Source organism: Flavobacterium rhizosphaerae (assembly GCF_046000445.1).
Taxonomy (GTDB): Bacteria; Bacteroidota; Bacteroidia; order Flavobacteriales; family Flavobacteriaceae; genus Flavobacterium; species Flavobacterium rhizosphaerae.
The window spans coordinates 1-12964 of the sequence record NZ_JBELPZ010000019.1 but is presented as its reverse complement, the minus strand read 5'-3'; the positions used below and the strand labels follow the sequence as shown (position 1 = coordinate 12964).

General features: G+C 41.9%; 12 protein-coding genes. 7 read left to right on the top strand and 5 right to left on the bottom strand.

Annotated elements, in window-relative coordinates; translation table 11 throughout:
- Positions 1-124: 124 nt before the first annotated feature.
- Positions 125-826 carry a LytR/AlgR family response regulator transcription factor gene (locus ABS766_RS14335; RefSeq protein ID WP_408085881.1) on the bottom strand — a complete coding sequence of 234 codons (702 nt, stop codon included), beginning with the start codon at positions 824-826 and terminating at the stop codon, positions 125-127.
- Positions 802-1809: a sensor histidine kinase gene (locus tag ABS766_RS14330; protein WP_408085880.1), complete on the bottom strand. Its 1008-nt coding sequence runs from the start codon at positions 1807-1809 to the stop codon at positions 802-804. The genes ABS766_RS14335 and ABS766_RS14330 overlap by 25 nt, the downstream gene beginning before the upstream one ends.
- Before the next feature lie 175 nt (positions 1810-1984).
- Between ABS766_RS14330 and ABS766_RS14325 the strand changes: the two genes are divergently transcribed.
- The 4 genes from ABS766_RS14325 (at position 1985) to ABS766_RS14310 (ending at position 8713) form a co-directional block, all read left to right on the top strand.
- Positions 1985-2950 carry a hypothetical protein gene (locus tag ABS766_RS14325; RefSeq protein ID WP_408085879.1) on the top strand — a complete coding sequence of 322 codons (966 nt, stop codon included), beginning with the start codon at positions 1985-1987 and terminating at the stop codon, positions 2948-2950.
- Between the two features lie 261 nt (positions 2951-3211).
- The gene (locus ABS766_RS14320) at positions 3212-4540 is read left to right on the top strand and encodes a TolC family protein (protein ID WP_408085878.1); all 1329 of its coding nucleotides are present in this window, start codon (positions 3212-3214) and stop codon (positions 4538-4540) included.
- A 138-nt stretch (positions 4541-4678) separates the two neighbouring features.
- A complete protein-coding gene (locus ABS766_RS14315; protein ID WP_408085877.1) occupies positions 4679-5605 on the top strand; it encodes an efflux RND transporter periplasmic adaptor subunit in 927 nt (308 codons plus the stop codon).
- Positions 5606-5611: 6 nt separating this feature from the next.
- Positions 5612-8713 carry an efflux RND transporter permease subunit gene (locus ABS766_RS14310; protein WP_408085876.1) on the top strand — a complete coding sequence of 1034 codons (3102 nt, stop codon included), beginning with the start codon at positions 5612-5614 and terminating at the stop codon, positions 8711-8713.
- Positions 8714-8907: 194 nt separating this feature from the next.
- Here ABS766_RS14310 and ABS766_RS14305 read toward each other — a convergent pair whose 3' ends face one another.
- From ABS766_RS14305 to ABS766_RS14295, 3 genes are read right to left on the bottom strand one after another with little or no spacing between them, the layout of a single operon-like run.
- A complete protein-coding gene (locus ABS766_RS14305; RefSeq protein ID WP_408085875.1) occupies positions 8908-9831 on the bottom strand; it encodes a helix-turn-helix domain-containing protein in 924 nt (307 codons plus the stop codon).
- Positions 9832-9862: 31 nt separating this feature from the next.
- Entirely contained in the window at positions 9863-10549 is a 687-nt protein-coding gene (locus ABS766_RS14300) for a ferredoxin reductase domain-containing protein (protein WP_408085874.1), read from the bottom strand.
- An 18-nt stretch (positions 10550-10567) separates the two neighbouring features.
- Positions 10568-11470: an SDR family oxidoreductase gene (locus ABS766_RS14295; RefSeq protein WP_408085873.1), complete on the bottom strand. Its 903-nt coding sequence runs from the start codon at positions 11468-11470 to the stop codon at positions 10568-10570.
- A gap of 404 nt (positions 11471-11874) precedes the next feature.
- Between ABS766_RS14295 and ABS766_RS14290 the strand changes: the two genes are divergently transcribed.
- The 3 genes from ABS766_RS14290 to ABS766_RS14280 all read left to right on the top strand — a co-directional run.
- Entirely contained in the window at positions 11875-12075 is a 201-nt protein-coding gene (locus tag ABS766_RS14290; protein ID WP_408085872.1) for a hypothetical protein, read from the top strand.
- A gap of 41 nt (positions 12076-12116) precedes the next feature.
- Complete coding sequence (locus tag ABS766_RS14285; RefSeq protein WP_408085871.1) at positions 12117-12752, top strand: alpha-ketoglutarate-dependent dioxygenase AlkB family protein; 636 nt, start codon at positions 12117-12119, stop codon at positions 12750-12752.
- Positions 12753-12832: 80 nt separating this feature from the next.
- A partial coding sequence (locus tag ABS766_RS14280) for an SDR family NAD(P)-dependent oxidoreductase (protein ID WP_408085928.1) occupies positions 12833-12964 on the top strand: 132 nt, incomplete at its 3' end.

Sequence of the window (12964 nt, the reverse complement as noted above, 5' to 3'; positions counted from 1 at the left end):
TAATCCCCGTACTACTCAGCATTGTAAAGATCGCACTTGTCATTGCGCCCTATTGCACCTATGTGGTACGGGTAATATGGTTAGCAGGAATAGGAACGATCGTGTAGTTCGTAATTCCACTTTATCATAAATTACTTAGCAATAATTTGTATTGCCTTCCAACGGGAAGCTGCCTGCCGGAATAAATGTCGACAGAATTTAGGTTCACTTTCTTGACATATTTTCTATTCAGAATGTAAGTGCGGTGAATACGGATAAGGTCCGGACTCTTAACTTCATCCAGGACATTCACCAATGTACCATGAAGCACAACAGGTCTTTTTGATTTTATTGTGTACATTTTCAGGTAATTGCCGTAACTCTCAAAGTAGAGGATATCATCAACAGGGATCTGTAGTCTCTCGCCATTGACCCTGCAGTTGAAGAACCTTTCTTTTTCAGCACTTACAGCTTTTTTAGAATAGTCATAAAGAGCCCTGGCTTTCTCCATCGCTTTTGCAAACTTTTCGAATGAAATTGGCTTTAGCAAATAATCCACCACATCATTGTCATAGCCGTTCATGGCATAATCAGAATGGGCAGTAGTAATTATTGTAAGAGGCCGGACCGGTTGCATATCCATTAACTCAATTCCCGAAATCAAAGGCATGTTAATATCCAGAAATATTATGTCAAAATGGTTTTCACTGAGTAGCTTTAAGGCTTCTTTCCCACTATAAGCACTGGCAGTATGCTCGAGGTCCGTGAACTTAGAAAGGTGTGAAGCGATAGCCTTATGAGCAGGTGTTTCGTCATCTACAATCAGGCAGCGGTAGATAGTCCCCATATAGTTAAATTAACTGAATATACATTATTTTCCTGTCGGCATGATAATTTATGCCGCAGGCCATAGACCCCCAGGCGGCGCTTAACATTTTCTATTCCCATTCCTGTGCCGTGAAGGCGCGAGCCTGTAAGCAAGTAATTATTCTGTATAGAAAAAACTACTTTCCCCTTGTTTACCGTGAGTTGCAGGTTTATGGCAGGATCAGTCGTTTCTGATGAAAATTTAACGGCATTTTCTACCAAAGGCAGGTAAAACAGGGGCGGAATAAAGACCAGATGCCAATTGCCAAGATACTCCTGCTCTACCTTTAACCGCTCATTGCTGAAGGTGCAATAATCAATGTACCGCCGGATAAACTCTATTTCTTCCTCTAAAGCAACCGTATTCTTTTTTGTTGCTTCGATCTGATAACGGAGTAAATCAGATAAATTAAGGATTCTCGCAGGCACCTTTTCAAGATCAGAAAGGGATTCTCCATATAAATTATTCATTGCATTCAATAAAAAATGAGGATTGAGCTGTTGCTTTAAAAAAGACAATTCAGACTCAGCACTGATAATATCAATCCTTCCCTGTATGATGTTCTTTAACAGATAGAGGTGCAGAAAATAAATCGCGGTTCCAAGTGAGACTAAAGTTACGGTTTTCAGAGGGTCTATAATGCCAAAGCCCATTAGCGCAAAATAATATTGGAGAAGCTGGTGTGCACACAGCCAATAACCAATAAATGCTATAATAAATATCCCGTACCGCTTTGAGAGGAACAAACCACGAACTAAGAAAATATTGCTTACGGCAGTAATAGCGTGCATCGGCAGGATAGCCAAAGTAATGCGCGCAATCAAATTTAAGGCTCTAGGCTGCGGATTTTTTGAATAGCTACTAAAATCCAGGTAGGTACAGAAGAAGATTACAATAGCAAAGAATACCAATACCGAAAGATTCCGTATAATAAAATTGCGGTATAAGCTAAACATTTTCATATCCACAAAAGTATCTAAAAAAGTGTTAATCAATCTACAAATTATATGAACGCCACTGGTGTAAATCAAATGGCGTTCGTGTAATAATTGCACCATCTGTAACGTAGACAATATAGTTTTGTATAGCAAACTTTAAGCAGGCTATTATAACGTTAGAAAAATGGAAATCAAAAAAGTGCACATAATTATATTGCTTAGTAGCATAGGTGCGATGTCGCAGGGTAAAGATAGCACAGCAATCAGCGCAGGTGCGGTGATAACTGAGAAATTCCCTGCCACAAGGATATTTGATGTGCAGTACCAACAATTGGGCAAAGCAAATTATAAAAGCAAAGTTTTCGGTGAAGATGCCGAAAAAACCCAGGTCAAAAACCATTCAAGGCTAAAGGTGACCGCTAACCTCCCTATATATCAATCAAAATCAAGGCGGTTTTTCATTACAAATACATTGCGTTATAAATTCGAAGCCTACGATTACGGCACTACTTACAGTATTCCATCACAGACCTATCTGTCAAGACCAAACCAGCAGTACCACTATTTTGCCGGCTCGTTAAGCGGAACTTATTTTTCTTCCTTATTTAAAAAGCCGGTGCTATATAATGCTACAGTTACCGTCGATGGTAATCAAAAAGATGTACAGCGGGTGAAGGGCTTTGTTTCCGCTACTGCGGTGCTGAGAAAAAATGAGCACACGACCATGACCGTTGGCGTAGTGGCTTTAGTAGACCCATCATCAATTATACCGTTCTCGCCTACATTTTCATACGAACACAGGTTTAAAGATTTGCCATGGAAACTGGATATAATCCTTCCCCAACGGGTTTTATTGACAAGATCCCTGCTGGAAAACGGGCGCATTTCCATAGGTACTGAACTGAACAATGAGAACTACTATCTCACAATTAATGATACGGGGTTCAACGGAGTGTATGAATTTAACCAACTGGAATTACGAAACGGGATAACATACGAATACATTTTTTTAAAAAATTGTATAGCTACCTTCAGGGGTGGCATCACTAATGTTATTACCGCTAGAATAACAGAAAGAGGTGCGAAAACCAGTAAGTATGTGGCGGAAAATAAGCAGGATGCGCAGCCCTTCTTTCTTTTAGGCCTTTCCTATAATCCCTTCTGATAAAATATAACATCCTCCCTTGCCGGCAAGCTATGCAATCTGTCCATGAGCCGCTGGCCCTTCAATAACCTGAGGCCGGCAGGGAGGTAATATACTCTAAATTCTGTCTACTGGTAGACTTATGACTATCTAAATGTTTATTATGAGTTGGATCCTTTTCATAAGCGTTGTTTGGTTAGTGTGGCCTGCGGGGCAATCCGCAGGCTTTTAATTCGGCGGCAATTTGTACCAGTATAATATTTTCAATTTATTAACTAACTTATGAGAAACGTCTTTGCAGCCCTTATTGCCTTTTTCGCAGTACATGCTTCAGCACAGGATAAATGGACCCTTAAAACATGCATTGAGTATGGGTTAAAGTATAACCGTAACAATACAATATATGCGAACCATAAGCGTGCAGCTGATGCCAGGGCAAAGGAAGCTTTAGCAGATTACCTGCCAAAAATAAAACTTACAACCACTTTAGACGATAACCTGAAAGTACAGGAGTCAGTTATACCGGCCGGTATATTTAGCGACCAGGAAATTCGAGTGGCATTCACCCAAAAGTTCCAGTCTAATGGAACCGCGCAGCTCGATCAGGTACTGTACGATCAGTCCCTGCTCACAGGCCTTAAGGCTACTAAATATTATAAACAGCAAGCCGACCTGGACATACGTCAAAGCCAGGAGGCTATTATATACAATATAAGTACTGCTTACTTCCAGATCAGCGTGTATAGGGAACAGCTTGCGTTACTGCAATCAAATAAAGAAACACTTAGCAGGCAGATGGAAATTTATCAGCTTCAGGTCAGTAAAGGTGTAACGTTACAAAAAGACCTTGATAAGGTTACAGTAAACTACAACAACACGATCTCGCAGATAAGGGTGGCAGAAACTAACCTGCAGTTGGCAGAAAATGAGCTGAAATATGAAATGGGATACCCTGTTGATGATTTCCTTGCTGTTGATACTGCATCAACAGATGCTATCCCGCGGATCTTGGAGTGGGAATCGGCAACCGATTTTAATGTATCCTCTAAAACCGAATTCCAGTTAAGTGAAGTTAAGGTCAAACTACTGGAAATTGAAGAAAGCCGTATACGCGCAGGCGCATTGCCGAAGTTGACCGCTTATGCACGATATGGTGCTGTTGGTTTTGGCGACAGCGTAAATGAAGTATACAGTGATTTATCTACTTTTTCTGCCATAGGCTTAAAGCTAAATATCCCGATTTTCGATTTCTACAGGCGCAGCGCGCAATACAGTCAGGCTGAGATAGACAGGGCCAACGCGCAAGAGCAGCTGAAGCTGGATAAGGAAAGATACAAGGTAGACTTTCAAAACGCTAACGCCCAGGTTGTAAAAGCGATGGCTAATGTAGAAAATGATAAAAGGAATGTCGCACTGGCAGAGTCCGTGCTCAGGATAACCGACCTGCAATTTCAAAAAGGTGTTACGGACCTGACCGACTGGCTAACCACGCAAAATTCCTTAAAGGAAGCTCAAAACAGCTATCTCAATTCGCTGTTCAATTTATATCTGGCCAGGATTGATCGTGAAAAAGCAGCCGGAACATTAAAATCTTTCTATAACGCATTATAAAATACTATGAAAAAGAAACACATCATAATTATTATAATAGTCGCCATCATCGGCCTGATAGTTATTACTTTGATTTCGAACAAAAATGAACTTGACCACAATAAGGAAAAAACGAAAGCGGAGGCTATTCACATTCCCGTGACTGCGGTACCGGTTAAAGAACAGGAACGGGAAATCAGTATCCTAAAAACAGGGGCTTTGGCGCCCTTCAAAGAAGCAAAGGTTATTTCAGTTGCCAGTGGCAACGTACAGCGGCTTAGCTTTAACCTTGGGGATAATGTGGAGGAAGGCCAGATTCTTGCTGTAATTGATACCAAGTTGCTCCAGCTGGACTTACAGCGCTCGGAATCAAATGTAGCCAAGCTTCGCCGCGACCTGCAGACGTATACTGAGCTTCTCGAAGGCAACGCAGCTACGCAGGAGAAAGTAAATGAGATCAGGCAAAACTACCAGGTTGCCGTTAACGAAGCACAGCAGATCCGTAGGCAAATTACTGACGCGAGCATCAAAGCACCAACGACAGGCGTTGTAGGTTCTAAGCTTGTAGAAGAAGGTGTTTATGTTACCGCAGGGAGTGAAATTGCAAGTGTTGTCAACCTCTCTCAATTAAAGGTACAGGTTAATTTAACTGAAAGCGAAGTCTATCAGGTGGCGGTGGGCCAGCAAGTAAAGCTTACTACCGACGTTTACCCGGGAAAAGAATTTAGCGGTACCATTTATTACATCAGCCCGCAAGCCGACCAGAGTCATAATTATCGTGTTGAGATCATAGCTGCCAACGTTAAGGATGCACCCTTGCGCTCAGGTACCTTTATTAATGCAGATTTTTCCAGGAAAACTCATCAAAACATATTGCTAATTCCGCGTGAGGCTCTCACAGAAAGTGCACGCGATGCTTCTGTTTATGTTGTTAGTGGAAATAAGGCGGTGCTGCGCCAAATTACAACCGGCGCAGATTATGGCAACTCTATTCAGGTACTTAAGGGCCTGGAAAAGGGAGAGGTAGTTATTACCTCCGGACAGATCAACCTGCGGGACGGGGCATTAATAAGCATTTCAAAATAATACACTATGTCTTTAACAGAATTAGCTATTAAGAGGCCGCTGCTTCTTATCGTAATATTTACAGTCTTATTCCTTTTCGGCGCAGTTTCATATACTACGCTAAACTACAATCTGCTTCCTAAAATCGAAGTGCCTACGGTATCGGTCACTACAATCTATCCCGGTGCGGCAGCTGCAGAAATACAGACATCTGTAACTAAAGAGCTTGAAGATGCCTTTTCTTCTATTGAGGGACTCGATGAAATCTCATCCACTTCCCAGGAAGGCTTTTCCCAGGTGGTAATACAGTTTAAGAGTGAAACGGACATTGACAAGGCGGAACAGGACGTACAGCGCAAAGCTGACCAGGCTGTTAATGAACTCCCTGATGATGCGGAGCGCCCGCAGGTCAGTAAGGTAAATCTTGAAGAAACGCCCGTAGTTAAAGCAGGTGTTACCGCTTCCCTTGCCCCTCGCGAATTATATGATTTAGTGGATAGCGAGTTAAGGCCAATCCTGCAAAACGTGGAAGGAGTAGGCCAGGTTACAATTATAGGCGGAGATGAGCGCGAAATACAGGTTAATGTAAACCAGGACCGGCTGAGGGCGTATGGGCTGTCCATTCCGGTAGTTACCAACGCCGTTAATAATGCAAACCTTTCGTTTCCTGCCGGTAGTATTGAAACTACAACCCAGCAATTGTCTATCCGTTACGATGCAAACGTCGGTTCTTTAGAGCAACTGCGGGAGATAATCGTTAGCCAGGTTTCGGGACAGGGACCGGTTTACCTTAAAGATATCGCAGAAATTGTGGATGCAACTGCTAAGACAACAGCCATTAATCATATTAACGGGCTGCCTTCTATCGGGGTACAGATCATTAAGCAGTCTGATGCAAATGCGGTAGATGTAAGCGAACAGGTAAAAGAGGCCTTTAAGGAAGTTGAGGCACAATATAAATCAAAAAAGCTGCAGTTCAACATCTCATCTGACCAAAGTATTTATACCCTGAAATCTGCTGATGCAGTAATGGAAGACCTGGTACTCGCTATTCTTATTGTTGGTATTGTGATGCTTGCTTTCCTCCACAGTTTCAGGAGCTCCATGTTTGTTCTAGTGGCACTGCCCTCATCAATAATCCCCACGTTTATTGCCATGTATTTCTTTGGGTTCAGCCTGAACCTTATGACCCTTATGGCGATGTCTCTGGTAGTGGGAATCCTTGTGGATGACTCGATTGTAGTGTTGGAAAACATCTACAGGCACCTCGAAATGGGAGCTGACAAGCGCACCGCGGCACTTGAAGGAAGAAACGAGATCGGGTTTACAGCACTGGCAATAACCTTAGTGGATGTGGTAGTTTTCCTGCCGCTGGCTTTTTCAGGTGGTATCATAGGTTCACTTTTGCGTGAATTTTCATTGGTTGTTGTTATCTCAACCCTGATGAGTCTTTTTGTATCTTTTACCATTACGCCACTTTTAGCGAGCCGTTTTGGCAAGCTCGAGGAACTGAATAACAAAACATTGTGGGGCAGGATAAACCTTGGATTTGAAAATTTCCTCGATGCTTTAAAAAAAGACTACGGAAAAATGCTAAGGGTGGTATTGCGGAATAAAAGATGGCTATTAAGCGGGGTCCTAGTCCTTATAATCAGCTCGGTTGCATTACTGCCTGCCGGATTTATCGGGACAGCATTTATTCCATCGGCCGACCAGGGGGAACTTGTTATAAATCTGGAGCTGGAATCCTCCGCGGCTATTTATAAAACCAACATGCTTACACAAAAGGCAGAAAAAATTATTATGGAAGATCCCGCTGTGAAAAACACATTCTCAAGTATAGGCTTTGTCACAGGAAACGTCGCAGGAACATCGAGTAACGCTAACCTTGCTGAAATTACAGTTACGCTTATAGATAAAAAAGAACGGGATTTTTCAGCTGAAGATTTTGGTATTGTGATGCAGCGGAAGCTGAGTAAAGCTATACCGGGGGTCAAATTTACAGCATCTCCTACTTCAATAACAGGCGGAGGAAGTTCAGCACCTATTCAGATTGCCATTAAAGGAGTGGACCTCAAAAATGTACGCAAGGTTGCTGAAGAATACAAAAAGCTCGTAGCAACGGTACCGGGGACGCAATTTGTTGAACTGTCGGTTAAAGATCCTAAACCTGAAGTCGAGGTCAAGCTAAACCGGGAGAAAATGGCTCTTTTGGGCCTCAATGCCAGCCAGGTCGGCGCTGCGCTGCAAAATTCTTTCAGCGGCAATGACCAGAGCCAATTTAAGGACAGTGATAACGAATATGACATCTTGATAAGGCTGGATGAGTTCAACCGCAATAATATAACTAGTGTGAGGAACCTCCCTTTTACAAATAATGAAGGGCAGACATTCATTTTAAGCCAATTTGCGGATGTGGAAGAATCTGTTGGTGAGAGCACGCTGCAACGCCGGGACCGGCTTGGAAGTATAACGGTAGAATCCAATGTGGCCGGGCGTCCTTCAGGAACCATTGTAGAGGAGATCAGGCAGAAGTCAAAATCAGTTGCTATACCTGAAGGGGTTACCATTGAGTACCTTGGTGATGCCAAAAACCAGGGCGATGCCTTCGGCAGCCTCGGGCTTGCACTTATAATAGCTATCGTATTGGTATACCTTATTATGGTTGCGTTATACGAAAATGCAGTTTATCCATTTGTGGTTTTATTTTCAATCCCGGTCGCACTTATCGGGGCGCTGCTAGCACTGGCACTTTCCATGCAAACATTAAATATATTCTCCATTATCGGCATCATTATGCTTTTAGGGCTGGTTTCTAAAAATGCAATTCTAATAGTAGATTTTACAAATCACTTGAAATCAGAAGGCAAAAGTATTACTGAAGCCCTTATCGAAGCGGGTGAAGAGCGTCTTCGCCCTATCCTAATGACCACCCTTGCGATGATATTGGGTATGCTTCCAATAGCCATTGCAAGCGGGTCCGGGGCTGAAATTAAAAATGGGATGGCATGGGTAATCATCGGCGGCCTTACAAGCTCCATGATACTAACGTTATTTGTTGTCCCGTCAATGTATCTGATAATCGAGAGCCTCTTGGTCCGTTTTTCAAGGAAGAATACAAGTGATTAATTTATCGAATCTATATAGATTTTAGTAACTTATATAAAGCCGAAGATAGTTGGTATGGAAAGGATTAAATGTTATTGAGGATATAGTAAGTATATAATAGTATCACAACGGCCTTGAAAGCAAATGGAATTGTATATCAATCTGATTTAGAACTGAAGAATAGGGCCCATCGTATTTATGCAGCCAGCAATAGCCTACAATTTAAATGAACTCCTGAATTGAATTGGTGATTGCTGGGTTTTACTCTTAAAGAGTTTATTAAAGGATTGCGGATGTTCAAATCCCAATTCATAAGCGATTTCGCTTACTGAAAGATCCGTTGTTGAAAGCATATTCTTTGCCTTATCAATAATTTTATCGTGAATAAACTGCTGAGTGCTTTGTCCTGTCAGCCCTTTTAACACCCGGCTTAAATAGTTTGGTGAAAGGCTAAGCTGTTGTGCTATTATTTGCACTGATGGTAAGCCCTCTGTCGATATTGAATCGCCATTAAAGTAGTTAACAAGCAGGCTCTCCAGACGTTCCAGTATTTGATGGTTAGTTATCTGTCTGGTGATAAATTGCCTTTCATAGAATCTCTCAGAATAATTCAGCAGTGTTTCTATATGCGAAATAATTATATTTTGGCTAAACCTGTCAATATTGCCATGATATTCATCCCGGAGGCTTTGCAATACTAAATCAATAGTTCTTTCTTCCTTATCAGAAAGAAATAAGGCCTCGTTGACACTGTAACTGAAGAAATCATATCGGCTAATTGTTTTAGCAAGGCTTGTCCTCCATAGGAAGTCCGGATGAATCAGAAGCATCCATCCGGATCTTTCCCCGGAAGCTGTAATGGCAGATTCTATTCTAAAAACCTGATTAGGTGAAATAAAAAACATTATGCCCTCGTCAAAGTCGTATTGCTGCTGACCATATCGTATCTTACCGCCTATTCCCCTCTTAAGCGAAATTTGATAGAAATCCAGTATCCACTGAACATCATGAAAATTTTCAGGGCGTACAATATCTTTATAGTCGACTATACTGATAAGTGGGTGCTCCGGTTTGGGCAGTCCTCTTAATTGGTGAAATTCGCTTATAGTTTTAATCCTACTGGTGTGCAGCTTTGTCATAGATACAAATTTAGTCAATAACGCTACCGGTTTAATGCCAAAACCCTTTTGATTTAATTTGGACAGGCGAGATTCCGTGTGCTTTTATTGACCGCCTCAGTCTCACAACCATTTCAGAATTCCCTACAATATAAAAGACTAATTCGTCATAATTGAACCGGTTTTTATTTAAAAAATTCTCCGTTTCTTCATACAGGGACTCATAGCCTATAGATGTTGTCAAGGGAAGCCACGCACAGTTGTCTAAAAAGGCATCTGCCGTCCTCTGATCATTAAAAGTTATAATACCGCTTATCTGTGTCTGAACAGCGGCTAGCTGCTTTAAAGCACAAAAATGGCCGATTGCAGTTTGATCACCCAAAAAAACAAGGTGGTTTCCCAAAGGAATATGTTTTTCATCTTCTATCTTCAGGTAATGAACGATATTTCCTTCCTGTTGCAATTTAGCCCAATTACTTCCCTGTCCGGAGTGGCTGGTGTCAATATATAATGTACAGGTTTTCTCCTCGCTATTCCAGATAGCGGGTGTGTAGTCTGTATAGTGAAGATTACCGACTCTGCACTTAATCGATTTAACTTTACTCCACTTCCCGAAATCGACCTTTGGCAATTGGACATCAATTTCGTACATATTGCCGCCGTCCCATCTGCGTACATCTATAATCTCTCCAGACTTAATGAAGAGTTTCTCCAATATGGCAACTTCACTTTTCATCATTAAACATCTAATGCCATATTATTTATTATATACTTGTGCAAAGTCTTGTGCAAAGTCTTGTATTTTAATTTTCCCAAGTTGCGGTTTAGCGCGATAATAGTCCCTATATAAACTACCATCTCCCTGGCTTTTCTGCAACTCTATAAAGCCATTGGCAACCTGAGGGTTTAAGCCAATTTCAAGCCAACTGGCTAGCAGCTGTTCATCCGAAATAACTTCCCATTTTAAATCAGGCATTGCTATTGCTTCGCCAATTGCTTTTGCGATTTCGTTAGGAGAAACCTCGTCGCTGGCAACATATCGGACCGTCCGACCCATGAAAGGCAGATCCATCTCTTCAGCAATTGCGTTTGCTACATCCAGCGGAGACACCCAAGGCTCTTTCTGATCTCCGCCATAGTTGGATATAATAGCACTTTTAGATTTAATAGTGGGAATGAAGGAGAACAAATTAATATAAAAGCCTACAGGCCTGATGAATTTTATGGAAACATCTGACGGCAGTTCTCTTAAGATTGATTCCACTTTGTAGTGGAAGAGAAGGATGCCTATGCACTGGTCAGTATGGGCTCCTATACTGCTTAGGTGTATTACCTTTTTAACTCCCGATTTTTCAATCGCAGTTCTGTAATTTTGACCAATCTGCACAATAGTCCCTATGAAATCCACTTCTTTATCAAACATATCCCCGGCAGCTTCCATAGTTTCCATAAGATAAACAATGTCTGCGCCTTTAAAGGCATCCGTTAAGAAGTCACTATCAAACATACTTCCTATTAATGGTTTCGCTCCCAATGCCTCGATTGCCGCCCTTCTTTCAGCACTGCTGCTTATTACTGCTACTGAGTGTCCTTTTCCCACAAGCTCCGCCGCAAGTGGTTTTCCAATGTTGCCTAATGATCCTGTTAAAACTATTCTCATGATTATGTAAATTTATTACAGCAAAATTCAGGACAATCTATCAGAACAAAGTATCCGAATCTTTCCATATATAAGCCGAATCTGCACTATTGGAGAAGTTAACCCGACTGTTAACGCCCTTCAATCTCTTGAAAACTGCTTACCGTGGCGACGTAATGGCATGTGATTTGGTGTATCATCATAAGAAACAGGTAAAGATGCTGGCATACCTGGTCTCCCGCAAGTACGTAACTACTAAAATGGGCGCTATATATTCGGAACTTGGATCGATGCTGACAGGGAGTTTTTGGCACAGCACATTTTCCAGGTAGCCTGAAGGATTACCTTTTAAAGACGGAAGCTGTTAATTACTGTTGGGTACCGTGGAAGTGGATTACCATTTTCCGACCATTACCATATTCAAAATGGAGATAATGCCCTTTATTGCCAACCCTCGCTATAGGGAAACCGATGGCGAAAGCGCGTGTACACAGGAACGGCTTTGTGAAGACGCTTCCATGATACAACGTGCCCCAGACCCTCCGGAACAGGAGATTAACCTGCCAAGGCACGACACAGGAGAAAAAAGCAGGATGAAAAAGACAGCTAATATTAGGAGATATTGACTTCTGGCCTGGAGAGACTACAACCACTGAAAATAACAACTATGATACTATTTAACGATACGGATCTTTTTACAGGGGGCACCAGCCCTAAGAAATATTATAACCTGCCGGACTTGGAAATTATGCAGTATGACGGCTTTATCCCTAAAGAGGAAGCTGACCGCTATTATATAGCTTTGCTTCACAACACGCCGTGGCACCAGTACCAAATGCCAATGTATGACAAAGTAGTAACCGCGCCCCGTATGATTGCCTGGTATGGCGAGCAGGAAGAAGCCGGCGAGGATATGCAGTCCTTTACACCCGCGCTTTTGGAACTTCGCCGAAAAGTAGAACAGGAAACGGGACTTAAATTTAACGCAGTGCTGCTGAATTTATACCGAGACGGCAATGATAGTGTGGCCTGGCATTCAGATAAAGAACATAATATAGGCAGCAATCCTAATATAGCCTCACTGACCTTTGGGCAGACCCGGCCATTCCGGTTTCGTCATAAGAACAATAAGGAGATTGAGCGGATTGAAATACCACTACATCACGGCACACTGCTTTTAATGTCAGGTACTACCAATACGTTTTGGGAACATCATATACCGAAAACATCTAAAGAGATGTTGCCAAGGATTAACCTTACTTTCAGGCAAGTTAAAACAGGTCTGACAGGCACTACTATATAAAAAGGCTACAACAATCAATAATTTGACTACATAGGCTGAGGTAAAGTTGATGAACTTTGCAGTATAAAAATTTAAGTAGTATGTCATCACCGAGTAAAATTGCCATTGTTACAGGAGGTAGCCGTGGTTTGGGCAGGGATATGGTTATCAACCTGGCTAAAAAAGGTAATAATATTATTTTTACCTATCACAGTAATAAAGTTGAAGCTGAT

Coding starts and splice junctions, on each gene's coding strand:
- ABS766_RS14295 (WP_408085873.1), bottom strand. CDS start 11,470: ATGAGAATAGTTTTAACAGGATCATTAGGCAACATTGGAAAACCACTT.
- ABS766_RS14310 (WP_408085876.1), top strand. CDS start 5,612: ATGTCTTTAACAGAATTAGCTATTAAGAGGCCGCTGCTTCTTATCGTA.
- ABS766_RS14320 (WP_408085878.1), top strand. CDS start 3,212: ATGAGAAACGTCTTTGCAGCCCTTATTGCCTTTTTCGCAGTACATGCT.
- ABS766_RS14285 (WP_408085871.1), top strand. CDS start 12,117: ATGATACTATTTAACGATACGGATCTTTTTACAGGGGGCACCAGCCCT.
- ABS766_RS14330 (WP_408085880.1), bottom strand. CDS start 1,809: ATGAAAATGTTTAGCTTATACCGCAATTTTATTATACGGAATCTTTCG.
- ABS766_RS14305 (WP_408085875.1), bottom strand. CDS start 9,831: ATGACAAAGCTGCACACCAGTAGGATTAAAACTATAAGCGAATTTCAC.
- ABS766_RS14290 (WP_408085872.1), top strand. CDS start 11,875: ATGGAGATAATGCCCTTTATTGCCAACCCTCGCTATAGGGAAACCGAT.
- ABS766_RS14300 (WP_408085874.1), bottom strand. CDS start 10,549: ATGATGAAAAGTGAAGTTGCCATATTGGAGAAACTCTTCATTAAGTCT.
- ABS766_RS14335 (WP_408085881.1), bottom strand. CDS start 826: ATGGGGACTATCTACCGCTGCCTGATTGTAGATGACGAAACACCTGCT.